Here is a 24,840-nt window from a genome sequence, read left to right on the forward strand (position 1 = left end):
CAGCGCGGCCCGGCGGAGGTTTGTGGTGTTGCCGTGCGCGTTACGCACCTCCAAAGTGAATCTTCATGCCGGCCTTGTAGACCCGGCCCGGTCCCGGGCTCGACCACAGCACGTCGTTCTGCGTGGTGCCGTCGGTCGACGTGCCGGGAATGGCGTAAGGCCGATAGTACTGGTTCAAGAGATTGTCGATCGAGGCCGAGAAAACGATGTCCTTGGTCGCATTGTACGTCATGTACAGATTGACAAGCTCGTAGCCGGTCGCCGGCAGATAACCGGCGGGGACATCGTTGTTGGCGCCGAACGAGGCCCACTGCGCCGACAGGATCAGCGTGCGGTCGAGCAGGCGGACACCACCTGTCGTGACGACCTTGCGCGGGGTGATGGTCGCAAGCCCGACATTGGTGACGGCGTTCTTGCCCTGGATGTAGTGGCCGGCGACGCCGACGAACCAGTCGCCGGCATCGTACATGGTCTCCACTTCGAAACCCTGGATGCGGGCCTGCGCGATGTTCTGGTACTGGTAGAACTGAGCGAACGAGCCAACGCCCGGGAAGGTGACGAACCCGAACGGAACGAGGTCTATATAATCGCTGACGTCGTTCCGGAACAGATTGATCTTGCCGCGGAACGAGTCGGACGCAGTGAAGATGTTATCGTATTTCAGGTTGATGCCGACTTCCTTGTTCTTGCCGACTTCGGGACGAAGGTTCGGGTTAGGCAGGAAGCAGAAGATGCCGGCGGTCCCGTTGGGACAGACAAAGAAGGCCGGGCCGCCACCGGTCGCGTGCGCGCCGGAAATCACCGTCTCGGTGATCGATGGGGCGCGATAGCCTTCGGCGTAGCTCACATAGGGCTGGAAGCCCGGAACCGGCGTGACGCCGAGGGTGATCTTCGGCGAGAAGCGGTCGCCGCTGCCATTGGTCCTGCCCGATTCCAGATCGTAGCGGTCGTAGCGGATCGCGCTCACCGCCTCGAACCAGGTGCTGTAGTTCTGCTTCAACTGCAGGAAACCACCCGATACGGTACGGATGCCGCTCGGCGTCGTGATGTTGGAATTGCCGCGGCTGTCGGTCGTGATCACGTCGTCCTGGAACGCGTCGAAGCCCACGGTGAGCGCATTGCGCCAGCCGCCGACGTTGAAGCGCGTGGTGTTGTTGGCGTCGATGCCGTAGGTATTGAGGACATAGCCGCGCTTGTCGCCAACACAGCCCGAAACGTTGTTGCCGAAGCCGCCGTTGCAATAGGCCGACGGCGTGGTGCCGTAATGATAGGTCTTGGTCTGGTCGTTGTCGGTGCGATTGCCGTAGACCGACATGTGCCAGTCAAACAGATTGTCGCTCGGCAACGCGTAATTCCAGGTGATGGTGCCGGTGTAGTTCTTGGCGTCGGATGCATAAACCGACGAACCGCGATTCAACGCAATCAGCGCGGGTGTCGTCGTCGGCCCCCTGTTGAACTGGCCGATATCATATTGGTAGTCCTGGAATATTGCGCCGAACTTGACCTCATGGCCGAGCGCGGGACGGACCGTGAGCTTCATCAGGCCGCTCTCGACCTGGTTGCCTGTGTTGCCAATCTCGGTGCCGTTGCCGTCCTTGTAATTGCCTTGCGTGCGATAGACCGCCCCGCCGAAGATATCGACGTCGGGCGTGGCGCGGACTCCGCCGAACACCGAGCCAAGGCCGCGATTGTTGTTGGAGCCATAGGAGCCGGAGAGATCGACGCCCCAGCGCTCGCCGGGGCGCAGCACGTCCTCGATGTCCTTGGTGCGAAACGAGACGAGGCCGCCGATCGCGCCGGAGCCGTAGATATTGGCCGTCGGACCGCGCACGACATCGATACCCCCGACCAGCTCGGGATCAAGGAAGAAGGAGCCGCTCGCGTTGTGGCCGGTGCGCTGGTAGTTCTGGCGCGCCCCGTCGACGACCACCGCAACGCGGCCGAACTCCTGCAAGCCGCGGATGTTGACGACGGTCGCGGGATCATCGCCGCGCTCCTGGAATGACACGCCGGGAACGGCGTAGAGCACATCCGACAGCCGGTTTGGTTGAAGCCCCTGGATCTGCTCGAGCGACACGGAGCTGACGGGCGCGAGCGAGTCGATCGCGCGCTCCTTGGTCTTCGTCGCTGCGACCGTGATGGTGTCCAGCGTCTGCACCGACGCAGCTCCGGCCTGCGCTCTGGCGTTCAGCGCCTCAGGCGTTGCCTGCTGCGCCACTTGTGGCTTGGGCGGCTTGCGCCTGGCCTGCTTGGGCCGCTCAGAGGACGCGTTTTCGGCTTGCGGCGATGCAGTCTGCGCGAGACCACTCTCCGTCATCATTGCCGCGATTGAAACCACCGACGCGCCCAAAATCAGGGCGCGCGAATACCTAGCCCCGTCAGCCATATCAGCCCCAGCCTGCACTTCACTCTAGTTTTTGGAGTCTTCTGGCTGGCGTGCGCTCGCAACGCGAACGACTGGCTGGCTGATGTCTCAAGTCGCGGGCATGTTCCCCCGCTGCCAAAATTGGTTACGTGGCAACACTCTGACGGTCAATGACATCAGGTTGCAGTTTATATCGATTGTAAATTGCAGCCGTTGGAATGCGTCCCGTGCCGCTTATACAAACAAGCAGCACTCCAAGGATTTCGAAGGCGCATCACATTTCACATGTCAGCAACGTCCGCAGACAACGACGGCAACGCGGCGGGATCGGCAGGAAGCTCTTCTGCGACAACGAGAACTCTGACCATGCGTGGAAGCCGGATCGACAGCCGCGAGCTGTTCGCGGCCGCCCGCGAGATCATCATTGCGCATGGCGAAGACAGCTACCGGCTTCGCCTGACCTCGCAGAACAAACTGATCCTAACGAAGTAACCCGCAATGGCATTTTGTCGCACCTTCGCCAGTCTCCTGCTCTCCATCACGATCGTGCTGGCGCCGGCCGCGCACGCCGCCGGTATCACCGTGCATGACGCGCGTAATCGCGAGGTCACCGTCGCCGACTTCGCGCGCACGGTCTCGATCGGCGGCGCCATCACCGAGATCCTCTATGCGCTCGGGCTCGAGAGCCGGCTGGTCGGCGTCGACACCACGAGTCTTTATCCGGCGGCGGCGCTGCACGACAAACCCAATGTCGGCTACATGCGCCAGATCTCGGCCGAAGGCGTGCTGGGCCTCAATCCCACCCTGATCCTGGCGATCCAGGGCTCGGGCCCGCGCGAGACCATGGACATCCTGGAAGCGGCGAAAGTGCCGTTGGTGCTGGTGCCCGACACCTTCACCGAAGCCGGTCTGATCGAGAAGATAAAACTGGTCGGTCACGCCATGGGCGTCGACGCGCGCGCCGCGTGCCTGAGCGCCGCCGTCAGCGCCGATCTTGCGCAGCTCCGCGTCCTGCGTGCCAGGGTGACCAAGCCGGTGCGTGTGATGTTCGTGATGTCACTGCAGAACGGGCGAGCGCTGGTGGCCGGTCGCAAGACAGCGGCCGAGGAGATCATTCAGCTCGCCGGCGCCGCCAATGCCATCGATGATTTCGACGGCTACAAGATCATCGGCGACGAGGCGATCGCAGCGGCAAGACCCGACGTCGCGCTGTCGATCGAACGCGGCAAGGACTCGCTTCCTGCCGAGGCGATCTATGCTCACCCCGGCTTTGCACTGACGCCGGTCGCGACGACCAAGAGCTTCATCACCATGGACGGGCTCTATTTGCTCGGCTTCGGGCCGCGCACGGCCGCGGCGGCGCGCGACCTCTCCGCAAGGCTTTATCCGGCATTGGCTGAAGGGAGCGATGGGTTCACGTCGGCCTTGTCGGCGGCGAATTGCCGGCAATGAGCGTGGCGATCGGAACTGGAACGCGCAGCCCGGAACGCAGCGCCAGCGCCAGGCGACGGTCAGCATCGCTCGCGATCCCGCTCCTGGTCGCGGTGCTCGCGGTCACCGCGATCGTCGCGCTGACCGTCGGCGCCGCCGGCATCCCTCTCTCCCGCCTGCCTGCCGCACTCGGGCTATCAGCCGAAAGCACGGCCATGACAGCCCGCGACCAGCTCGTGCTGTGGTCGATCCGCGTGCCCCGGATCGCGGCGGCCGCGATGATTGGCGGCCTGCTCGCGGCGGCCGGCGCGATCATGCAAGGACTGTTTCGCAATCCCCTCGCCGATCCCGCGCTGGTCGGCGTCTCCAGCGGCGGCGCGCTCGCAGCCGCAAGCGCGATCGTCTTCACCGATTCGCGCTTCGGCGAGTCGCTGCGCTTCCTGCAGACCGAGCTGCTGCCGCTCGCGGCATTCGCGGGATCGTTGGCCACGACCGCCCTCCTCTACGGGATCTCGAGCCGCTCGGGGCGCACATCGATCGCGATCTTCCTGCTCGCCGGCGTCGCCATCACCGCCATCGCCAATGCCGGCATCGGGCTTCTGGTCTTCATCGCCGATGACCGCCAGCTTCGCGACATCACGTTCTGGATGCTGGGCTCGATGAGCGGCGTGACCTGGACCAAAGCGGTCGTGCTCGCGCCGGTCCTCGTCATCGGGCTCGGCGCCTGCGCCTTCATCGCACGCGGCCTCGATCTCCTTGTGCTCGGCGAGGCCGACGCCTTTCACGGCGGCGTCGATGTCGAGCGCCTGAAGCGGATCTCGATCGTGATGGTCTCCGCCATGACCGGCGTCGCGGTGTCGATCAGCGGCATCATCGGTTTCGTCGGCATCGTCGTGCCGCATCTGCTCCGCCTCGTCATTGGCCCCGCGCATCGCCTGCTGTTGCCGGCCTCGGTGCTATCAGGCGCGATCCTGATGGTCGGCGCCGATACGCTGGCACGTACGATCGTGGCGCCGGCGGAGATGCCGATCGGCATCCTGACCGCAGCCGTCGGCGCGCCGCTCTTCCTCTTCATCCTGCTGCGCCAGCGCGGGCTCGCCTCGCTATGAGTGCCGTGATCGAGGCGCGATCCCTCAGCAAGCGCGCCGGCCGCGCGACGCTGCTCGACGGCGTCGGCCTTGAGGTCAACGCCGGCGAGATGGTCGCGATCATCGGCCCGAACGGCGCCGGCAAGTCGACGCTGCTGCGGCTGCTCTCCGGTGATCTCCGGCCGAACGCGGGCGAGGTGCGCCTGAAGCAGCGCGACATCAGCAGCTTCACGCCGCGCGAGCTCGCCGCGCGCCGCGCGATGCTGTCCCAGCACATCAGCGTCACCTTCCCTTTCACTGTCCAGGAGATCGCGCTGATGGGCGCGGGCGAGCGCAGCGCACGTGACGCAGGCCGGCTCGTCGATGCGGCCCTCGACGAGGTCGGCCTTGCGCATTTCCGGGACCGGCAATTGCCGACGCTATCGGGCGGCGAGCAGCAGCGCGCCCATTTCGCCCGCGTGCTGGTGCAGCTTGCCTGCGGCGAGGCCGAGCATGGCCCGGGACTTCTGCTGCTGGACGAGCCGACCTCGAGCCTCGATCTGCGCCACCAGATCGACATGGTCGAAGCGGCCCGCCGCCGCGCTGGCGGCGGCACGGCTGTGATCGCGATCCTGCACGACCTCAATCTTGCGATCCGCTTCGCCGACCGGCTCGTCGTGCTGGCGGGTGGCAAGCTCGCCGCCGATGGCCCGCGCGCGGACATTGTCACGAGCGAGATCATCCGCGATATTTTCGAGATCGAGGCCGTGGTGCATCAGGCCGACGGCGTGCCGTACGTGCTGCCGCAATCGATGCGGGCGGCGGAGCCTTCGCGGTGAAGGTGCGCTCCCTCGCCCCGCAAGCAAGGCGAGGTGAAGGGCGCCGCCTACCCCGCCGGGACGATCACCATGCTCTTGTCCTTCGGCCAGCGGATCCGCCACGCGAAATTGATGTCGCGCACCTCGCCCGGCTTGGCATCGAACGACCATTCCAGCACGCCGCGCTTGTCGTGGATATCCTTTGCCGTGGGCGGCGTGGTCGCGGGCAGCATTTCGACGACGATGTCCTCGCTCTCGCTGACCGGCAACTGATCCTCGATCGCAACCTTGATCGGGAAATCATGACCGTTGCGGATCGTGGTCTTGAACGAACGCTCGTCGGTCTTGGACGTCGTGACCAGCAGGCCTGCCGAGCCCTCGTTGCGCTTGAGCACGGCACGCTCGATCTTCACCTTGTCGTCGGCGCCGAAGCCGAGCCGCACGATGTCGTCCTTGGCGGAAGCCGAGATCTTGCCGCGGCCGACGAAGGCGCCGTCGCGGTAGATCGCGACCTTGCCCGGCAGCAGCGTCGTGTCGTCGCTCTGCTTGAAGCTGGCTTCGAGGAAGGCGGTCGGGTCCAGCACTGGCGCAGCTCGCACCGCAAGGTCGGCGGGCACGCTCATGGCTGCGATACGCATGCTCTTGGCTCCCTCCTGGGCGCCGAGGCTGACGCGGCCGGGAATCTTGAACGTCGCCTGGAAGCCGCCGATCTCGGCGACCGCCTGCTGCTCGTCCGCGCGTTCGCGCGGCTCGGCCGCCTCCGCGATCTTGGCCATCGCCGGCGATTGTGCCTGGCGGGTCATGGGTGCAGGCCGCGCCAGGTCCGATGCCGTGCCGAGCGCCAGCGGCCTCGGCACCTGCGGATATTGCGCCACCAGCGAGCTCAGCTCCGGGGCGCTGCCGCCGCGGCCGATGCGCACCGTGGAGACGCCGAGCGCGACGTTCGACCAATCCTCGCCGGTTGACTGCGTGATCTCGGCGCGACGCACGAGTTCGAGCTGCGGCTTGCGGTCCTTGGCGCCGGTGTCGAGCCGGGCGTCGTAGAGCGGCACCCAGCGCGCGTTGCGCACGGCATAGGTCACCCGCAGCGTCGCCTTGGTCGCTGCGGCCGAGGCGACGTCGATCCGCACTTCCAGCTTGCTCGGCGGCTTGGCCGAGCGCTCGGCCTCGAGCTGTGCGATCTGGCGGTCGATCTCGCGCTGCTTGCGCGTGGCGTCGCGGATCGCCGTGTCGGCGGTCGCGATCTCCTCGCCGACCGCAGCAAAGGCCGTGCGCCATTCGGTGATCGGCCGGGCCTCGCCCTTGTCCCCGAGACCTGTGGGCGAGGCTTCGGCAAAGTGCTGCGCGAATTTGCGCCTTGCGTTGGCCGAGTCGATTGCACCTTGCAGGTCGGCCCGCTGATCCTTCAGCGCTTCGATGCGCTTGTCGAGCTCGGGCAGGTTGACGGGCGGCGTGGTCCGCGGTGGCCGCGCATCGATCGTGCCGATGGTGAGCTTGGCGCCTGCTTCGCCTTCGACGCGGAGGGAGGACGGATCGAGCGAGAGCGGAAAATCCCTGGCGACCAGCGTGCTGTCACCGGAAGCAAGGTCCAGCGAAATGATCCGGGTCACGGTCGCGCCATCGGGATAGACGGTGACGGCGTCGATCGCCGAATTGGTGTCCAATTCGGCGGCCCATGACGGCACCGCTAGCGCCGTGGTCACCAGGACCAGGCTCGTCGTTGCCAGACGTTTTGCGGTGATGCGCATGAAATTCCTCCCTGCCGATATCGACGCGTCGCCAGCCGGACGCGCGAAAGATGCCTCGCCAACATGGTTGGACGCGGCAGGGAAGGAACTGGTTCGATTGGGGTTTCCTCGGGGCGCCGCTGCGGCGGTACCAAGGCCGCGGAACGTCTTGCAGTCCCGCGGCAATCCTCACACCTGGGTCGGCGAGCCCTGGCCGAAGATGCGCCGGAGCAGATCGGTCACGTTCTTCGCGCCGGCCTTCTTCAAAATGCCGGCGCGGTAGCCTTCGACCGTCCGCGCGCTCAGATGCATGCGGCGGGCGATCTCCTTGTTGGTCAGGCCGGCGGCAAGGTGCCCGAGCACGTCGACTTCGCGCGCGGTCAGTGGCTCGCAACCGGGCAGCCAGCCCTGTCGGCTCGTGCCGGGCTGGGCGAATTCGTCGATGGCGGCATCGATCCGATCGACGAGATCATGGGTGCGGAACGGCTTTTCGATGAAGTCGGTCGCGCCGCTCTTGATGGCGTCGACAGCCATGGCGATGCTGCCATTCGCCGAGGTCACCAGCACCGGCGCCATGCAGTTTTCCTCGCGCAGCCGCCTGAGCATGTCGAGGCCGGAGCGATCCGGCGGCAGCTCCATCAGCACACAGGCCGGCATCCGCGCCTTCGCCTCGGACAACAGAGACGCACCGTCTGCGAAGCAGATCACGTCATAGGCGCTCTGTTGGAGCGCGGTCGAAAGTTGTTCGCGGGAGGCAGCGTCGGTGTCGATGACGAATACCTCACCCTTGGAAAGCATGTTTCCCGGCATAATCCCGATCCAGCAATGTCTTGGTCAAATGGTCCGAAACGGAAGGCGGGCCCCATCGCCGCGCCGCGCCGTCATGAGCACGGCATTCACGCCAGTGCTTCGGTTTCCCTTATGTATGCGGCGCCCGGTTCCCGGATTTGACGGATCGAGACAGAAACTTTACATTTCGGGACATCTGCGGGAATGGCTGGCAGGAACGGTTCGCATGACCGACCTCGTTCGCAGCGCAGGCTTGAGCTACTACCCGGAAATTGCCCGGTCGGTGGGGCTCGATCCCAAACAGATGATGCGCAAGGCCAGGCTGCCGCTGGCCTGTCTCGACAAACCCGATACCCCAATTGCCGTCGCCGGCCTGCGCCGCCTGCTCGAATTGTCGGCAAAGGCGTCCGGTGCCGAAGATTTCGGCTTACGTCTCGCCGAGCGCGGCGGCCTGACCAATTTCGGCGCGGTCGGCCTGATCGTGCGCGAGCAGGCGACCGTCGGCGAAGCCATCGAAGCGTTCTCGCGCTTCATCCATATCCACCATGAGGGCATGCGGCTGGACGTCACGCGCGGCAAGCAGACCGTGGCCGTCACGCTGCATCTGCGCGGCCGTCGGCCGATGGCGCCGCGCCAGTCGATCGACATGGCGTTGGGCAGCATCCACCGCATCATCCAGTCGCTGTACGGCCACGATTGGCGACCGCAGGAGGTGCATCTGCATTATCCGCCGCCGAAGGACCGCAAGCGCTATCGCGACTTCTTCGGCTGCCGCGTGACTTTCAACGCCGAGGACGATGCGATCCTGCTGTCGGCGCATGACATGGAGCGTCGGATCCCGAGCGCGCATCCCCTGATTGCGGCTTATCTGCGCAAGCGGATCGAGGCCATCGAGACCCGGCCGGCAAGCTGGGAAGGAAAGGTCGACGAGGTCGTGCGGACCCTGCTCGCGACCGGCGACTGTACCGTCGAACGCGTCGCGGAGCATCTTGCCTGCACCCGCCGTACCATCCACCGCCATCTCGCAGCGTCAGGCACCAGCTTCTCGGCCATCCTGGATGCGCAACGCGCCGATCTCGTCATCCAGTTGATTGACGATCCCGACCGGCCGCTGGGTGACATCGCGGTGCAGCTTGGCTTCTCCGCGCAGAGCGCCATGGCGCGCTGGTTTCGCGGCCGCTTCGGCTGCACCATCACCGACTGGCGCAAGGGCGTGCGGCCTCCGGCTGCGCCGGCCGATACGCCGTCGGCGACCGCAGCTTGAGCTCAACGCGCCGGCGCAGGCACGCCCATGATCGCGAGAGCACGCCGCCGGCTGCCGGCGAGCAGCGGGCCGAACGCGACGGCAAATCCTGGGAATGCGACGAGCCAACCGCAGGCAGCGATGTGCAGCAGCACATCGCTCTGCGCGGGAAATACCACCGCCGCGACCCTGGCCAGAGCCGCGATGACGACCGCGGCATAGATGACCTGGATCGCCGGCGAAGCGGTTAGCGCCTGACCGGTATGGCCGAGGCTCGCGCGCGTCATCACCGCGAGCGTCATGGTTCCCGCGGCACCCGTCATCCAGGCGTGAATGCCGGCGCTTGGCGGCAGCGCTCCGAACACTGCAATGGCGTGCAGGATGAAGCCGAGCGGCACGAAGACATAACCAATATGGAGGATCACCAGCAGCCGCTCGTGGAAGGTTCGGTCGCCGGCCCAGCGCGCAAGCCGCACCAGATGCAGCCCGCCGACCAGCGCCATCAGGACACCGGTGACGGCATTCAGCGGCGCGACGACCCAGGCGATGAGCGCGAGCGCGCTGCATCCGATCACTGCGCCGTCAAAGCGTCCGAACGGCACCGGCAGGCGGCCGGGATTGAACTTGACCAGCCAGTTGCGGGTGAAGCTCGGAATGATGCGTCCACCGATCAGCGCGATCAGCAGCATGACCACACCGATGCCGACGCGGATGCTGATATCGGCCGCGCCCTGGTAATGCGCCTCGAGATGGAAAGCGACGTTGCCGGCGAGCAGAACGGACACCAGCCCCACCACCGGAAGGTTGCGCCAATTGCCGCCTGCGACGATCTCGCGCGCCGCGGCGGCGACGACCAGCGCCAGGAAGGCCGCATCGACGACGAGCGCGAACGCCCAGCCGGTATCGGCCGACAACGTGACCACCGCACGCCCGGCAAGCCAGACCATCACCAGAGCCCCAAGCGAGGTGCCTTGGATCGGCAGCCGGCCGGTCCAGTTCGGAATGGCCGTGAACAGGAACCCGGTGATGACAGCCGGCAGGAAGCCATAGAGCATCTCGTGGACGTGCCAGTCGCGCGGCGCGAAGGCGGAACTCACCGACAATTCGCCATAGAACATCGGCAGCCAGGCCAGGATCGACAGCCCCGCCTGGATCGCGGCGAGCAGGAAAAACGGCCGAAAACTGTTCGCAAACAGCGGCCAGCCCACATATTTTCGGGATCGGGCGCCAGCCATGAGGTCAACTCCAATAAATCTCAGTTTGTGTCTGGAAAAATACTGCCAGCCCGCCGTCCCGTTTTGCGCTATCGCAAACTGTCGGACGATTGCAGGTGCCATCACACTCCCAGTGCCAAGGAGGCAGAATGGCCAAGGTCGACACATCGCTGGTTGCGCATTTGCCGCTGTTTGCCGGGGTCACGCCGGAAGCTCTGGACGAGATCCTGCGCGAGGCCCGTTCGGCGCGATATCCCAAGAACAGCGCCATCTTCGAGCAGGGCGCGGACGCACAGTCCTTTTTCTTGCTGCTGCACGGCCACGTCCGCGCGGCCAAGACCACGCCGACCGGCGAGCAGATCGTGGTGCGCTACGTCGCGCCCGGCGAGACCTTCGGGCTCGCCATGGCGATCGGGGCCGCGCGATATCCGGCGACCGCAATCGCGGTCGACGACAGCGTCGTGCTGATCTGGCCGACCTCGGCCTGGCCGCGGCTGGTCGAGCGATTTCCTTCGCTGGCCGCCAACACGCTCCAGACCGTCGGCACGCGCCTCCAGGAGAGCCACACCCGCATCCTGGAAATGTCGACGCAGCAGGTCGAGCAGCGCGTCGCGCATGCGCTGCTGCGCCTCGCCAAGCAATCCGGCAAGAAGCTCGACCACGGCATCGAGATCGATTTCCCGATCAGCCGCCAGGACATCGCGCAGATGACCGGCACCACGCTGCACACCGTCAGCCGCATCCTGAGTGGCTGGGAGAGCCAAGGCCTCGTCGAGAGCGGCCGCCAGCGCATCATCCTGCGCGACCCGCACGGGATCGTCGTGTTGGCGGAACGGAACGCAGACAGCGGGGCGGTGTGACGGGCGCACCAAGGCGCCTCCGTCCAAGATAGGGGTGGGGGGCTTCCGCTTACGGCGAAAGCCGCCCCTCACCCGAGAATCCGCGCGCGCCCGCGCGAATTCCACACCGTTTCACGCCGGCACGCAATCAACCAGCGCGGCGAGGAATTTTTCGCGGTCGATGCCGTGCTCGCGGCAGGCATCATCCACCGTGTGGAAGGTTGCGATCGGGCAACCGACACAAGCCAGTTTGAAGGCCAGAAACACGCGGATCGTGTGCGGTGCCGTGCGCATGATGTCATCGACCAGATCGTCGGATCCAAAAGACATGGACAACTCCGTTCCGATACGACGATAGCGGAAGGGCGCGGAGTTTCTTTGTGGAAGCGCAAGCTGGCGCTGCTTCTATCCATCGTCATTCCAGGTGCGACCAAGTCGCGAATCCGGAATGGCGGAGAGAGGGTTACACAGCCCGGCTGTGCAGTTGCTTTGCAGGATTGAGATGCGCGTCGAACGCGGCGGCGACGCTGCGGACCAGGAAGCGCGAGTCTTTTGCGACTGCGAGGCGATTGCCCTCCAGCCTTACGACGCCGTCGGAGATCAGCGGCTTCAAACGCGCCGCCGAGTTCAGCATCGCCCCGGCCTCGGCGCCATGGCGCGCGCAGATATCGCCGAGATCGGCGCTGAACTCGCACATGATGCGTTCGATGATGTCGGCGCGCAGCCGGTCGTCGTCGGTGAGCCCGTAGCCCTTCGCGGTGGCGGGACGGCCGGCGGCGATGCTCTGCGCATAGGCGCCGATCTGCACCTCGTTCTGAACGTAACCTTGCGGCAAATGGCCGATCGCGCTCGCGCCGAAACCGAGCAGGACTTCACCCTTGTCGGTGGTGTAGCCCTGAAAGTTGCGCCGCAACGTCCGCTCCTCGAAGGCCACCGCCATGGAATCGTCGGGCCGCGCGAAATGATCGAGCCCGATCTGCACGTAGCCGGCCTCCTTCAGCGCATTGGCGATCGCGCAGGCCTGGTCGTGGCGCGCGAGACCGTCAGGCAGCACGCCCTCGTTGATCATGCGCTGGTGCTTCTTGAACTCGGGCACATGGGCGTAGCCGAACACGGAGAAGCGGTCGGGCGCGAGGGTGAGGCTGCGCCGAACCGTATCCAGGCACGATGCGACGGTCTGGTGCGGCAAGCCGTAGATCAGGTCGAAATTGATTCCGACGATGCCGGCGTGCCGAAGCTGCTCGACTACGGACGCCGTCTGCTCGAAGCTTTGCACCCGATTGATCGCCCGTTGCACCACGGGATCGAAGCTCTGCACGCCAAGGCTCGCGCGGTTGACGCCGGAGAGCCGCATCGCCTCGACCATGTCGGCGGTCAATGTGCGGGGATCGATCTCGACCGCGACCTCGGCCGAAGGCAGCACGAAGAACTTCTGGCGCATCGTCGCCATCAACTCGGCGAAAGCCTCCGGCATCATGATCGTCGGCGTGCCCCCGCCGAAATGGATGTGCTCCACCTTGATGCGGCGGCCGATGGTTTCGGCGACCTGCACGATCTCGTTGCGCAGGGTCCGCTGATAGCCGGCGATGAGCTCGTCGCGGCGGACGATCTGGGTGTGACAACCGCAATACCAGCACATCTCACGGCAGAACGGGACGTGGAGATAGAGCGAGGCGCTGGCGCTCGCCCGCAGCTCGGCCAGCCACCGGCCGTAGGTGTCCGGACCGATCGCTTTTGAGAAATGCGGTGCGGTCGGGTAGCTCGTATAGCGTGGCAATCGTTCTTCGCCGTAGCTCGCCGCGAGGTCAGCTCTCATATCTTACCCATTCGTAAATTTCGGCCGTGTGCAGACGTCACGGCAAATCACGGAATGCACTCCATTAACCCGGATCCGAGGGGGCGACCTTGCGCTCGCGCAAAGTCGGCCCGGGAGGAGGCGCGCGCCGGAGGTTGCGCTCGCGCAAAGCGCAGCGGCCGGTTCCGGGCCATGATCATTGCAATTGGCACGACATCCGGAGCATTTGCCCATGAGGCTTCTCGTCCTCGAACTGATTTTCTCACTGCTCGACGTCCGCGGCCATATCCCGCGTTTCGACGACTTCCGGCCGGCCCCGGTCGCACCGGCTCCGGCCGGCACCGCGCGCGCTCTGGCCGCCGTCATCGCTGTCCTCGCCGTGCTGTCGCTGGCGATCTGGGCGGCGGTCTGGCTTGCCACACATCTCTTCTAGTCACGTCCTGTCCGGGGCCCCGATCATGATCTCATCCAAGCGCGCGGTCGCCTGCGCCGTCATCCTGACATGCCTTGTCGGGTCGCCTGCCCGCGCCGCCGACACGACCAGCGGCGATCTCGTCATCACCAAGGCGTGGAGCCGGGCAACGCCCGGCGGAGCCAAGGTCGCTGGCGGCTATCTGACGATCGAGAACAGGGGAAACGCGCCGGAGCGGCTGCAGTCTGCATCGGCCATCCACGCGCTTCGAACCGAGATCCACGAGATGACCGTCAACGACGGCATCATGACCATGCGCCCGCTCGACAAGGGGCTTGTCATCGCACCCGGACAAGTCATCACGCTGGCGCCGGGCGGCGGACACCTGATGTTCGTCGGCCTCGATGTGCCGCTGCATGCCGGCGACCAGATGCCGGTGAAGCTGTCGTTCGAGCGCGCCGGAGACGTGAACGTGACGCTGGATGTGCAGGCCATGGGCGCACAGGCGCCCGCAAGCACGGAGAGCACCGCTGCGACGGAGCCTGCGCATCGCGCGGAGCTGGCGACGGCGGCCCCACCCGCGGCGACATCCGACGCAGACGAAAGCTTCTTCACGCATCTCCATGCTGAAAAGGCCATGGCCAACGTCACGGTCTCTCCCGGACGCGCCGGCCCGGTGGAGATCGCAATCCAGCTCGAAGATGCCAACGAACTGCCCCTGAGTGCGGATGCGGTTGCGGTCACGCTCGGCAATTCCGAGCATGGCGTGGCGCCGATCACCGCAAATGCCGAGCGCATCAGTCATGATCAGTGGCGCGTCAGGATGTCGGCACCACTGTCCGGCCGCTGGTCGCTTGGCCTCGACATCCGCATCACGCCATTGGATGCGGTTAACGTGGTGTCACCAATCCTGCTCCGTTAGGACACCTACGTACTGTTGCGGAACCGAATCCGGCAAAACCTTGTCGCAGCGCAAACACTCTTGCCACGGTTGGCGCACAGTGCATCCCGTCATCAAAACCTTTCCAGATGAAGGATGCTTAAGATGTTCACCCGCAGAGTCGCATTGATCGGCGCCGCAGCGACCGCTCTGATGCTGGCGACCCCCGCCTTGGCTGCCGACGATCTCAAGCTGCCGCGCCAGAAGGTCGAGCTGGTCGCTCCGCCCTTCGTGCATGCGCATGAGCAGGCGACCAAGCAAGGCCCCAAGATCATCGAGTTCAAGCTCACGATCGAGGAGAAGAAGGTCGTCATCGACGAGAAGGGCACCACTTTCCAGGCGATGACCTTCAACGGCTCGATGCCGGGCCCGCTGATGGTCGTGCATGAGGGCGACTACGTCGAGACGACGCTGGTCAATCCCGCGACCAACACCATGCCGCACAACATCGACTTCCATTCCGCGACCGGCGCGCTCGGCGGCAGCGCGCTCACCCTGATCAATCCCGGCGAGCAGGTCGTGCTGCGCTGGAAGGCGACCAAGACCGGCGTGTTCGTCTATCACTGCGCCCCGGGCGGCCCGATGATCCCCTGGCACGTCGTCTCCGGCATGAACGGCGCCGTGATGGTGCTGCCGCGCGAGGGCCTGAACGACGGCAAGGGCCACGCGCTGAAGTACGACAAGGTCTACTACATCGGCGAGCAGGACATGTACGTGCCACGCGACGAGAAGGGCAACTTCAAGTCCTACGACTCGCCGGGTGAAGCCTTCACCGACACTGAAGAGGTGATGAAGAAGCTGATCCCGACCCACGTCGTGTTCAACGGCAAGGCCGGCGCGCTCACCGGCAAGAACGCCCTGACCGCCAATGTCGGCGAGAACGTGCTGATCGTGCATTCGCAGGCCAATCGCGACAGCCGTCCGCATCTGATCGGCGGTCATGGCGACTATGTCTGGGAGACCGGCAAGTTCGGCAATGCACCTGAGGTCGGGCTCGAGACCTGGTTCATCCGCGGCGGCTCGGCAGGAGCTGCGCTGTACAAGTTCCAGCAGCCCGGCATCTACGCCTATGTCACGCACAATCTGATCGAAGCCGCAGACCTCGGTGCCACCGCGCACTTCAAGGTCGAAGGCAAGTGGAACGACGATCTGATGACCCAAGTGAAGGCACCTGCCGAAATACCGGCTCCCAAGACCAACTAAACGCGACAAGGGGCCGGTCATCACCGGCCCCTTCTTCTTCAGGGAATGACCATGCTGATCGCATTCAAGCTCAAAATGGCCCTCGCCTGCGTCGCCGGACTCGCGGGGCCGATCGCGATGGCGCCGCTGGTTTCGACCATGGCGGTCCGCGGCACGGCCGGGGAGCCTGCGATCGTCAGCGTCGCGCCGGGCAGCCTGTCCTATCGCGAGGCCGGCGACTTCACGCGCGCCGGACAGCAGGCGGAAGCACCGCTGCGCGCGATGCGCGTCGACCGACCGCTGCACATCATGCGAAACCAGGTCTCTTCATCCAATTATCAGCTTTGCGTGCAGGACGGCGCCTGCCGCGCGCTCGATCGCGACGTGGCGGTTGCCCCCGATCGCGCCGCGGTGCAGGTGAACTGGCATGACGCCGAGGCCTATGCGGGCTGGCTGTCGCGCAAGACCGGCCGCCATTACCGCCTGCCCAGCGATGCCGAATGGGCCTTTGCCGCCGGCTCCAGATTCAAGGACGATGGCGTAGCAGTCGATGCGAACGATCCTTCGAAGCTCTGGATCAGCCGCTATGAGCGCGAATCCGAACGCGACCTCTCCGACACCACGGCCTATCCGTTCGGCAAGTTCGGCCCGAACGAGCACGGCGTTGAAGATCTCGCCGGCAACGTCTGGGAGTGGACCTCGACCTGCTTCGTGCGCTCGCGCGTCGACGAAGCAGGCAATGCCGGTCGCCCCACCGTGAATTGCGGCGTGCGCGTCGCCGAGGGCGCGCACCGCGCCTATGTCACCGATTTCATCCGCGACGCCCGCGCCGGCGGCTGCGCCCAAGGCGTGCCGCCAGCCAATCTCGGCTTCCGCCTGGTGCGCGAAGAGACTTCGTGGGTCGCGAGCGTGTCGGCGCGCTGGAGCAAGGTGTGGTCGGCGAGGTCGTAGTCTATTTGCGGGCTACCTTCCGCACCACGGCCTCTCAAATCGTCCGCGCGAACATGCGAAAGCCGGGCGCGCCGATGATCGTCTCGAAAGCGGGATCGTGCCTTTCCTCCGCGAAGGCAAAGCCCGCCTTCGCGTAGGCGCGTTCGGCCGGCTCATTGCCGATCAGGAACGAGATCGTGGCCCGCCCAAATCCGGCCGCGCGGCCCTTGTCGAGCGCATGCGCAATCAACGCCTGAACCAGACCACGGCCATGATAGGCGGGGTCGGTCGCGACATGCTCGATCATCCAGTCGCCCTCGCCGCCCTGGACCCAGCAAGCCCGTGTATAGGCACCGCGTCGGCGGATCGCATCCAGCTCCGTCTCAGAGAGCCCGGTTGCGTTCCCGACTTCCGCGATCGCGCTCCAGGCTGCAGGTCCGGTACCGGCTGCGGGCAGCGCGCACAGCGCCGCGGCCGGCTTGCCATCGACCTCGACGATCAGGAATTGCGAGACGTGCCACATCGACACGGCCTGCGCGACCGCGATGCGCGCGATGAAGTCGCGGCATTGCGCTTCGGGCCAGCCGAGCGCGACGTCGAACCAACCGCGCGGCCGATAGCCGCGCTGCGACGACAGGATGGTTCGAGCGATGAATCCGGCGTCTTCGGGACGCGCCGACCGTACCGTCACGCGCGCCCCCTTTGCGAAGACCTCAGGTGTTCTTCAGCGCGACGCGGAATTCGGCTTCGGTCTTGGACTTGACCTCGTCGAGCGTGACGCCGTCGGCGAGTTCGATCAGGGCCATGCCGCCGTCGCCGTGCTTGTCGATGGTGAAGACGGCGAGATCCGTGACGACCATGTCGACCACACGCTCGCCGGTCAGCGGCAGATTACATTTCTTCAGGAGCTTCGGGCCGTCCTTGGCCGAGTGCTCCATCACCACGACGACGCGCTTGACGCCCGCGACGAGGTCCATCGCGCCGCCCATGCCCTTGACCATCTTGCCGGGAATCATCCAGTTGGCGAGATCGCCGTTCTGGGCCACCTGCATGGCGCCGAGGATCGACAGATCCATGTGGCCGCCGCGGATCATGCCGAAGGAATCCGCGCTCGAGAAATACGAGGTCGACGGCAGTTCGCTCACCGTCTGCTTGCCGGCATTGATGAGATCGGCATCCACCTCGTCCTCATAGGGGAACGGTCCCATGCCGAGCATGCCGTTCTCGCTCTGCAGGCTGACGTCGACACCATCCGGAATGTAATTCGAGACCAGCGTCGGGATGCCGATGCCGAGATTGACGTAATAGCCGTCGCGCAATTCCTTCGCGGCGCGCGCGGCCATCTGTTCACGGGTCCAGGCCATCTTCGTCTCCTGATCTCAAGCTGCCGTGCGCGGGCGGGTGTTGCGGAATTCGATGCGCTTCTTGGCCGTGCCGACCTCGACGATGCGCTTCACGAAGATGCCGGGCGTGTGGATGTGGTCGGGGTTGAGTTCACCGGCCGGAACCAGATGCTCGACCTCGGCCACCGTGATCTTGGCGGCGGTCGCCATCATCGGGTTAAAGTTGCGCGCGGTCTTGCGGTAGATGAGGTTGCCGGCGGTGTCGCCCTTCCAGGCATGCACGATGGCGAGGTCGGCGAACAGGCCGCGTTCCATCAGATACTTCTCGCCGTCGAACTCCTTCACTTCCTTGCCTTCGGCGATCAGCGTGCCGACGCCGGTCTTGGTGTAGAAGGCCGGAATGCCGGCGCCGCCGGCGCGGATGCGCTCGGCGAGCGTGCCCTGCGGATTGAATTCGAGTTCCAGCTCACCGGCGAGGAATTGCTGGGCGAACAGCTTGTTCTCGCCGACATAGGACGAGATCATCTTCTTGATCTGCCGGGTTTCCAACAGGCGGCTGAGGCCGATGCCGTCGACGCCGGCATTGTTGGAGACTACCGTCAGACCCTTGACGCCGGACTCGCGGATCGCATCCGACAGCTCCTCGGCGATGCCGCAGAGGCCGAAACCTCCCGACATGATCATCATGTTGTCTTTCAAAATGCCTGACAGAGCCGACTTGGCGTCGGGATAGACCTTGTTCATGCAAATAACCTTCGACTGAACCTGCGGCTTGGAGGCGTCGCGCCCTATTGGCGGCGATTATTAGGCGAAATCCTCCAAAGCCGTCAATGATACGGGGTTCTCCGCACCGCGCCCGGGTGATAGAAGCTGCCCACGCCGTGGGCAGAACCGTCCGCGGCCTTGAAAGCGACAAGAAAACCCATCAAGTTGCGGGACTTAACATAATAGGGCTTGGGCGTGGGCACGCAGGTTTCCCGACCCGCCCTTCTGGCTCCAACGACCAACCCGATCAGGACATGCCATTGACCATGGCCCAAGGAATGAAGCGCCTCGGGACGCCGATCGCGGCGCTGCTCGGCGTGGCGCTGATCGCCCTGATCGCGACCTCCTGGCTCATCAACCGCGACGCGCTGCGCAAGGCGGTCGAAGCGCAGATCCGCGACGTTACCGGCCTCGAGCTCAATGTTGCGGGCAGCATCGACATCTCGGTGCTGCCCGCGAGCTACATCTCCTTCCACGACGTCGGCCTCAAGGGCGGCGGCACCAGCGATTCCGCGCTCCATGTCGACGTGCTCACCGCCAATCTGCGGCTGCTGCCGCTCTTGCTGCAACGGTTCGAGATCGCCGACCTGACGCTGCTGCGGCCGCGTATCCATGTCAGCCTGAAGCCGGACGGCGAGAGCAACTGGACGCCCTTCATCCAGACCATCGCGCGCACCATGAAGCCCGGGGCCGAGAACCAGGTCTCGTTCTCCGAAATCCGGATCCAGGACGGCGTGCTCGAATACGAGGACGCCGCCACCCACGCCACCGAGCAATTCGACGACATCGACCTGTCGCTGGCCTGGCCCTCGATCTCGCGCTCCTTCGCCGCGACGGGACAGTTCGACTGGCGCGGCGAGCGCGTGGACGGCTCGATCAGCTTTTCCGATTTCGTCGCCGCTTTGTCCGGCGAGCGCTCGGGGTTGAAGGCACGGATCGCCAGCGCGCCGCTCAAGCTCGCCTTCGACGGCAGCGTCGCCAACCGCACCAGCCCGATGATGGAGGGCACGCTGACGATCGACAGCCCCTCCTTGCGCAACGCGCTGCGTTGGGCCGGGCAGCCGCAGCCCGCCAGCGGCGGCTTCGGCCGTTTTGCGCTGAAGGCCCGCGCCAACGTCGTCGGCCCCTCGATCGCGCTTACCAACGTCAATGTCGAGCTCGACGGCAACGCCGCCGAGGGCGTCATGACCTACGCCAATAACGGCCGGCAGACGCTGCAGGCGACGCTCGCCGCCGACGCGCTCGACTTCACACCTTACATCTCCACCTTCCGCCTGCTCGCGAGCGGGGCGCGCGACTGGAACAGGCAGCTGTTCGATCTCCAGGGATTGTCGACCACCGACCTCGACATGCGCCTGTCGGCAGCCAAGCTGACGGTCGGGCCGACCAAGCTCGGCCGCACCGCGATCGGCGCCAATTTGCGCAACGGGACGCTGGCACTCTCGGTCGGCGAGGCCCAGGTCTATGGCGGGATCGCCAAGGGCTCGTTCGGCATCGCGCGCACCGACGCCGTCGCCGACATCAAGGCGCAATTCCAGTTCACCGACGTCGATCTCCAGGCCTGCGCCACCGAATTGTTCGGCCTCAACAAGCTGTCCGGTCGCGGCAACATCAACGTGTCGCTGTTCGCCTCGGGCTCGAGCCCGTTTGGCCTCGTGCAGTCGCTCGACGGCAGCGCGACGGTCACCGGGCACGACGGCGCGATCTCGGGCTTCAATGCCGAGCAGCTCCTGAAGCGCCTGGAGCGGCGGCCGCTTTCAGGCGGCGGCAATTTCCGCAACGGGTCGACGCCGTACAACAATCTCACCATCGCGGTGAAATTCTCCGATGGCATCGCCACCGCCGAGGACATCCGCATTGAAGGGCCGTCGGCGAAGATCACGCTGACCGGCACCGCCTCGGTGCCGACACGCGAATACGACATGAAGGGCGTGGCAAGCCTCAATACGACGTCCGGCTTTCAATTGCCCTTCATGGTGCAGGGCCCCTGGGACGATCCGCTGATCTTCCCCGACCCTGAGAGCCTGATCCGGCAATCGCCCGCGGCGTCCCCCTTCCTCGATCTGCTGAAGCAGCGCATTACGGGCGGCGGAAAGCGTCCCGAGGGATCGCCGACGGCCGAGAATGCCAAGGAAAACGCCAAGTCCAACTGATCCATGATCTGGACAGTGCGCGCCGGCTCTCCGAAAAGATCGTGTCCAAGCGACATCTGAAGCGCGATGACGATTCATCGTCATCGCGCTTAGGAAAGATGACATCGCTCTCTCGGCTTGGCGGCCTCAAGCGGCCGATTGCGTCGTCGAAATCCAGCTTTTGTCCTCCCGCACCAGCGGGGCGGCAGCGATCCTCGGTGCGGTCGCGGTCGCAGGCGTGCTGCCCTGGCCCAGTTCGCGGTCCAAGACCTCTCGGTCACAGGCGTTCTCCCACAGCGAAATCGTGATGGACGCGACGCAATTGCTGATCATGCTGGTCAGCGCCCGCGCCTCCGACATGAAGCGGTCGATGCCGACGAGCAGCGCCACGCCGGTCACAGGCAGATCCGGCATCACCGAAAGCGTCGCGACCAGCGCAACGAAGCCGCTGCCGGTGACGCCAGCCGCTCCCTTGGAGGTCAGCAGCATCAATCCGAGCATCGCCGCGATCTGGCCCCAGGACAGATGGATGTCGCAGGCCTGCGCGATGAACAAAGACGCCAGGGTGAGATAGATGGCGCTGCCATCCAGATTGAAGGAATAGCCCATCGGCAGCACCAGGCCCGACACCCCCTTGCGACACCCGAGCTGCTCCAGCTTGCGCAGCGCGCCAGGGAGCGCTGGCTCCGAGGATGACGTGCCGAGCACGATCAGCAATTCTTCCTTGAAGTAGCGGATGGTCTTCCACAGGCTAAAGCCGTTCAGCCGCGCCAGCGTACCCAGCACGACCACCACGAACACGGAGCAGGCGATATAGAAGGTCAGGATCAATAGTCCGAGCGAGCCGATCGAACGGATGCCGTAGCGGCCCACCGTGAACGCCATGGCACCGAAGGCGCCGAGCGGCGCGAGCTTCATGATGAAGCCGAACGACACGAACAGCACGTGAGAGAACGAGGCGACTGCCTTTGTCACCACGACACCCCCATCGCCGGCACGGCTGAGGCCGAAGGCGATCAGGATGGAGATCAGCAGGACCGGCAGCACTTCACCATCGGCGAACGCTCCAAAGAACGAATGCGGGATGATGTGCAGCATGAAGTCCGCAAATCCGGTCGCACTGGCCTGCTTGGTGAACTTCGCGGCCACCGACGGATCCAGCGTGCTGACGGAGACATGCATGCCGGCGCCGGGCTGGATCAGCGACACGGCGACGAGCCCGGCCAACAGCGCGAGCACGGTCAGCAGATAGAACAGCGCCATGGATTTCACGAGCGTGCGGCCGACCTCGCGCGAATCGCTGATGCTGGTGATGCCGCTGACGATGGTGCAGAACACGATCGGCGCGATCATCATCTTGACCAGCTTGACGAAGCCGTCTCCGAACGGCTTCAGCGCGGCGCCGAATTCGGGCCAGAAATGGCCCGTGAGGACACCCAGTACGAGGCCAATGAGCACCTGGACGTAGAGAATCCGGTAGAAGGGTTTCCGAGCCTCGGTGCTCGCATGCCCAGCCAGCGCTTCCTTGTGCATCCTCTTGTCTCCCATGGCTCTGTTTTCTTTGATGGCTTCGCGCGGGCGTCAGGCCGCCAGCACGGAATGAGGCACTTGCGACCGGCGGGCGAAGACGTGGCCCTCGAAGATCCGCCGGGCTGTCCGCAACACCCGGGCAACCGGGCCGGGCTCGAGCTTCACCACGAGCTGGCCGGAGGGATGGGCGAGCGTGATCGGCACCGGCGGTGCCAGCGGTCCGACCATCTCTGCAGCGATCGTTCCTGATGTGACGCACGCCGTGGCGATCGCGACCGCGCCGGTCACCGCGAGCGCGCTATGGCAGTCGTGCGGCATGAAGTACCTGACGTTCAACGTCGCCCCGCTCGCCGGCGCAATCAAAACCGGTTTCGGGATCACCATGTTCGCGGGATTGGGAAACCCCATCCGGCGTCCCGCTTCCATCCGCAGGTCTTCGAGACGCGCGCGGAAGCTGCTGTCGGCAAAATCGGAAGGCGCCTCGCGGCCGCTGCATCCCAGATCCGCCGCACGGACCAGCATGACCGGCATCGCCGCATCGAGGCAGGTCACGTCGATTCCGTGGATGCGATCGACCGCTCGTCCCGTCGGCAGCAGACGGCCGGTGCGTGCGCCGGCCGCGTTGGGGAACGACAATTCGATGGGCGCGGCCGTTCCCGGCACGCCGTCGATCCGCGCCTCGCCCTCGTAAGTCACCCGCCCTCCCGGCGTGGCAATCGTCGCGTCGATCAGCTTGCCGGTATTGACGTTGTGGATGCGCACATGCGTGCGATCCGCGGCGGCGGCGACCAGACCGACTTCGATTGCGAACGGCCCCACCGCCGCCAGCATGTTTCCGCAATTCGGCGAGGTATCGACGATGCCTTCCCGAACACGCACCTGGGCAAACAGATAATCGACGTCGGCGCCGGGCACCGATGCCGGTCCGACGATCGCGACCTTGTTGATGACGGCATTGCCGCCGCCGATCCCGTCGATTCCGAGATCGTGTCCGCCTCCCATCACGGACAAAAGGACTGCGTCGCGTGATCCCGGGTCGGCCGGAAGATCGCTGGCCAGGAAGAACGGTCCGCGCGAGGTACCTCCGCGCATGACCACACAGGGAATGGCAATCTGATCGTTCATGGAGCTGTTCCGTTGGCGACAATCTCGCGCAGGCCGGAGCATCCCTCGGCAGAACTCTTTTGTGAAATGCAAATATCTGAGTTATTATTTCGGATATCGGTATAATGGGGAGGCCGCCATGAACGCGGAGTTGCTCGACCTCAAGGCGTTCATCACCGTGGCGGAGACGGGAAGCTTCGTCCGCACCGCCAAGGCGCTCAACCTGTCGCAACCCGCGCTCAGCCGGCGCATTCAGAAGCTCGAGGAAAGTCTCGGCGCGCCCCTGCTCGAACGGTCGACCCGCCACGTCAATCTCACCATGACCGGCCGTGACTTCCTGCCGAAGGTGCGCCGCCTCATCGACGAGTTCGAGACCTCGGTGCTCGCCATCCAAGACATCGGCGCGCGAAGCTCAGGCCTGGTCTCGGTGGCGGCCGTGCCGACAGCGGTATTCTATTTCCTGCCGCGTGCGATCGGCCGGTTTGCGGAAGCGTATCCGCGCATTCGCATCCGCATTCTGGACATCGGCGCTAATGAGGGATTGGAAGCGGTCGCGCGCGGGGAAGTTGATTTCGGCATCAATTTCATCGGCGCCTCGCATGCCGAGATCGAATTCGAGAAGCTCGTCGAGGATCCCTTCGTGCTGGCCTGCCGTCATGACCATCCGCTGGCGTCGCGCAAGCAGGTCAGCTGGCCGGAGATCGTGCCGCACCGGGTCATCACCGTCGGTCGCAACAGCGGCAATCGCGCGCTGATCGACAATGCACTGGCGCGACACGGGCTGCAGCTGAACTGGTCCTATGAAGTGGCCCACCTCTCCGGTTCGCTTGGCCTGGTCGAGGCGGGTCTCGGCATCGCCGTGCTCCCGAAGCTCGCGACGCCCGCGGCCGGCCATCCGATCATTCACACCATACGCCTGATCGAGCCGGAAGTGTCGCGGACGATCGGCATCGTGCGCAGGCGCGGGGCGACCCTGTCCCCTCATGCCAGCCAGTTTCTCAAGATGCTGCTCGAGGCATGGCGCTCTCCGCTGCGAACTAGCGGGCATGGCAAGCCGCGGTCCCTATCGGCTGAGGCGAGTTCGAACACGATGGCGACAGGTCCAAAGCGGAAACGCTGACGGCTCGCCGGGCCGGGCGAGCTGTTCTCCGGACGGGAATTCCTCTGATGACGCGAATTGATCGCCGTGAATTGATGCAGCGATTGGATCGATG

23 protein-coding genes are annotated in these 24,840 nt (G+C 65.2%); 12 read left to right on the forward strand and 11 right to left on the reverse strand.

Going from position 1 to position 24,840, the window contains the following annotated elements; translation table 11 throughout:
• Positions 1 to 40: 40 nt before the first annotated feature.
• Complete coding sequence (locus XH83_RS30320) at positions 41 to 2,386, reverse strand: TonB-dependent hemoglobin/transferrin/lactoferrin family receptor (protein WP_194404278.1); 2,346 nt, start codon at positions 2,384 to 2,386, stop codon at positions 41 to 43.
• A gap of 264 nt (positions 2,387 to 2,650) precedes the next feature.
• Between XH83_RS30320 and XH83_RS39820 the strand changes: the two genes are divergently transcribed.
• From XH83_RS39820 to XH83_RS30340, 4 genes are read left to right on the forward strand one after another with little or no spacing between them, the layout of a single operon-like run.
• On the forward strand, positions 2,651 to 2,857 hold the full coding sequence (locus tag XH83_RS39820; RefSeq protein WP_246776352.1) for a hemin uptake protein HemP: 207 nt from the start codon (positions 2,651 to 2,653) through the stop codon (positions 2,855 to 2,857).
• Between the two features lie 6 nt (positions 2,858 to 2,863).
• Positions 2,864 to 3,817: a hemin ABC transporter substrate-binding protein gene (locus tag XH83_RS30330; RefSeq protein WP_194404280.1), complete on the forward strand. Its 954-nt coding sequence runs from the start codon at positions 2,864 to 2,866 to the stop codon at positions 3,815 to 3,817.
• Positions 3,814 to 4,905 carry an iron ABC transporter permease gene (locus tag XH83_RS30335; protein ID WP_194404281.1) on the forward strand — a complete coding sequence of 364 codons (1,092 nt, stop codon included), beginning with the start codon at positions 3,814 to 3,816 and terminating at the stop codon, positions 4,903 to 4,905. The genes XH83_RS30330 and XH83_RS30335 overlap by 4 nt, the downstream gene beginning before the upstream one ends.
• Positions 4,902 to 5,702, forward strand: coding sequence for a heme ABC transporter ATP-binding protein (locus XH83_RS30340; RefSeq protein WP_194404282.1), 801 nt, complete (start codon positions 4,902 to 4,904; stop codon positions 5,700 to 5,702). The genes XH83_RS30335 and XH83_RS30340 overlap by 4 nt, the downstream gene beginning before the upstream one ends.
• A gap of 47 nt (positions 5,703 to 5,749) precedes the next feature.
• Here the strand turns inward: XH83_RS30340 and XH83_RS30345 are convergent, their stop codons facing one another.
• Both XH83_RS30345 and XH83_RS30350 read right to left on the reverse strand, forming a co-directional pair.
• A complete protein-coding gene (locus XH83_RS30345; protein WP_194404283.1) occupies positions 5,750 to 7,429 on the reverse strand; it encodes a mucoidy inhibitor MuiA family protein in 1,680 nt (559 codons plus the stop codon).
• 168 nt (positions 7,430 to 7,597) lie between these two features.
• Positions 7,598 to 8,218 (reverse strand): response regulator transcription factor, encoded by a 621-nt coding sequence (locus tag XH83_RS30350; protein WP_194404284.1) that lies wholly within the window; start codon positions 8,216 to 8,218, stop codon positions 7,598 to 7,600.
• Positions 8,219 to 8,423: 205 nt separating this feature from the next.
• On the opposite strand from XH83_RS30350, the gene XH83_RS30355 reads away from it, so the two are divergent.
• A complete protein-coding gene (locus XH83_RS30355; RefSeq protein WP_194408448.1) occupies positions 8,424 to 9,461 on the forward strand; it encodes an AraC family transcriptional regulator in 1,038 nt (345 codons plus the stop codon).
• Positions 9,462 to 9,463: 2 nt separating this feature from the next.
• Here the strand turns inward: XH83_RS30355 and XH83_RS30360 are convergent, their stop codons facing one another.
• Complete coding sequence (locus XH83_RS30360; RefSeq protein WP_194404285.1) at positions 9,464 to 10,675, reverse strand: NnrS family protein; 1,212 nt, start codon at positions 10,673 to 10,675, stop codon at positions 9,464 to 9,466.
• A gap of 128 nt (positions 10,676 to 10,803) precedes the next feature.
• Between XH83_RS30360 and XH83_RS30365 the strand changes: the two genes are divergently transcribed.
• A complete protein-coding gene (locus XH83_RS30365) occupies positions 10,804 to 11,514 on the forward strand; it encodes a Crp/Fnr family transcriptional regulator (RefSeq protein WP_194404286.1) in 711 nt (236 codons plus the stop codon).
• A 111-nt stretch (positions 11,515 to 11,625) separates the two neighbouring features.
• Here the strand turns inward: XH83_RS30365 and XH83_RS30370 are convergent, their stop codons facing one another.
• Together XH83_RS30370 and hemN are read right to left on the reverse strand one after the other, a co-directional pair.
• Positions 11,626 to 11,823, reverse strand: a complete 198-nt coding sequence (locus tag XH83_RS30370) for a DUF1858 domain-containing protein (protein WP_028138343.1) — start codon at positions 11,821 to 11,823, stop codon at positions 11,626 to 11,628.
• Positions 11,824 to 11,956: 133 nt separating this feature from the next.
• Positions 11,957 to 13,309, reverse strand: coding sequence for an oxygen-independent coproporphyrinogen III oxidase (hemN, locus tag XH83_RS30375; protein WP_194404287.1), 1,353 nt, complete (start codon positions 13,307 to 13,309; stop codon positions 11,957 to 11,959).
• 211 nt (positions 13,310 to 13,520) lie between these two features.
• Between hemN and XH83_RS30380 the strand changes: the two genes are divergently transcribed.
• From XH83_RS30380 to XH83_RS30395, 4 genes are all read left to right on the forward strand, one after another.
• Positions 13,521 to 13,721 carry a hypothetical protein gene (locus XH83_RS30380; protein WP_194404288.1) on the forward strand — a complete coding sequence of 67 codons (201 nt, stop codon included), beginning with the start codon at positions 13,521 to 13,523 and terminating at the stop codon, positions 13,719 to 13,721.
• 25 nt (positions 13,722 to 13,746) lie between these two features.
• Positions 13,747 to 14,622 (forward strand): copper chaperone PCu(A)C, encoded by an 876-nt coding sequence (locus XH83_RS40430; protein ID WP_194404289.1) that lies wholly within the window; start codon positions 13,747 to 13,749, stop codon positions 14,620 to 14,622.
• A 123-nt stretch (positions 14,623 to 14,745) separates the two neighbouring features.
• Positions 14,746 to 15,843, forward strand: coding sequence for a copper-containing nitrite reductase (nirK, locus tag XH83_RS30390; protein ID WP_194404290.1), 1,098 nt, complete (start codon positions 14,746 to 14,748; stop codon positions 15,841 to 15,843).
• A 51-nt stretch (positions 15,844 to 15,894) separates the two neighbouring features.
• Positions 15,895 to 16,773 (forward strand): SUMF1/EgtB/PvdO family nonheme iron enzyme, encoded by an 879-nt coding sequence (locus tag XH83_RS30395; RefSeq protein ID WP_194404291.1) that lies wholly within the window; start codon positions 15,895 to 15,897, stop codon positions 16,771 to 16,773.
• Between the two features lie 34 nt (positions 16,774 to 16,807).
• Here XH83_RS30395 and XH83_RS30400 read toward each other — a convergent pair whose 3' ends face one another.
• The 3 genes from XH83_RS30400 to XH83_RS30410 are packed head-to-tail and all read right to left on the reverse strand — an operon-like array spanning position 16,808 to position 18,839.
• Complete coding sequence (locus XH83_RS30400; RefSeq protein WP_194404292.1) at positions 16,808 to 17,443, reverse strand: GNAT family N-acetyltransferase; 636 nt, start codon at positions 17,441 to 17,443, stop codon at positions 16,808 to 16,810.
• 22 nt (positions 17,444 to 17,465) lie between these two features.
• The gene (locus tag XH83_RS30405) at positions 17,466 to 18,116 is read right to left on the reverse strand and encodes a 3-oxoacid CoA-transferase subunit B (RefSeq protein WP_027532494.1); all 651 of its coding nucleotides are present in this window, start codon (positions 18,114 to 18,116) and stop codon (positions 17,466 to 17,468) included.
• A gap of 15 nt (positions 18,117 to 18,131) precedes the next feature.
• Positions 18,132 to 18,839 (reverse strand): CoA transferase subunit A, encoded by a 708-nt coding sequence (locus XH83_RS30410; RefSeq protein WP_018317833.1) that lies wholly within the window; start codon positions 18,837 to 18,839, stop codon positions 18,132 to 18,134.
• 287 nt (positions 18,840 to 19,126) lie between these two features.
• Here XH83_RS30410 and XH83_RS30415 point away from each other — a divergent pair, with 287 nt between their 5' ends.
• Entirely contained in the window at positions 19,127 to 21,013 is a 1,887-nt protein-coding gene (locus XH83_RS30415; RefSeq protein ID WP_194408449.1) for an AsmA family protein, read from the forward strand.
• A 126-nt stretch (positions 21,014 to 21,139) separates the two neighbouring features.
• Here XH83_RS30415 and dctA read toward each other — a convergent pair whose 3' ends face one another.
• Entirely contained in the window at positions 21,140 to 22,525 is a 1,386-nt protein-coding gene (gene dctA, locus XH83_RS30420) for a C4-dicarboxylate transporter DctA (protein WP_194408450.1), read from the reverse strand.
• A 48-nt stretch (positions 22,526 to 22,573) separates the two neighbouring features.
• On the reverse strand, positions 22,574 to 23,647 hold the full coding sequence (locus XH83_RS30425) for a 4-oxalomesaconate tautomerase (protein WP_194404293.1): 1,074 nt from the start codon (positions 23,645 to 23,647) through the stop codon (positions 22,574 to 22,576).
• Between the two features lie 118 nt (positions 23,648 to 23,765).
• Between XH83_RS30425 and XH83_RS30430 the strand changes: the two genes are divergently transcribed.
• The gene (locus tag XH83_RS30430) at positions 23,766 to 24,746 is read left to right on the forward strand and encodes a LysR family transcriptional regulator (RefSeq protein WP_194404294.1); all 981 of its coding nucleotides are present in this window, start codon (positions 23,766 to 23,768) and stop codon (positions 24,744 to 24,746) included.
• The last annotated feature ends 94 nt before the right edge of the window (positions 24,747 to 24,840 follow it).

Origin of the sequence: Bradyrhizobium sp. CCBAU 53351 (assembly GCF_015291745.1) — a bacterium.
Lineage (GTDB): Bacteria > Pseudomonadota > Alphaproteobacteria > Rhizobiales > Xanthobacteraceae > Bradyrhizobium.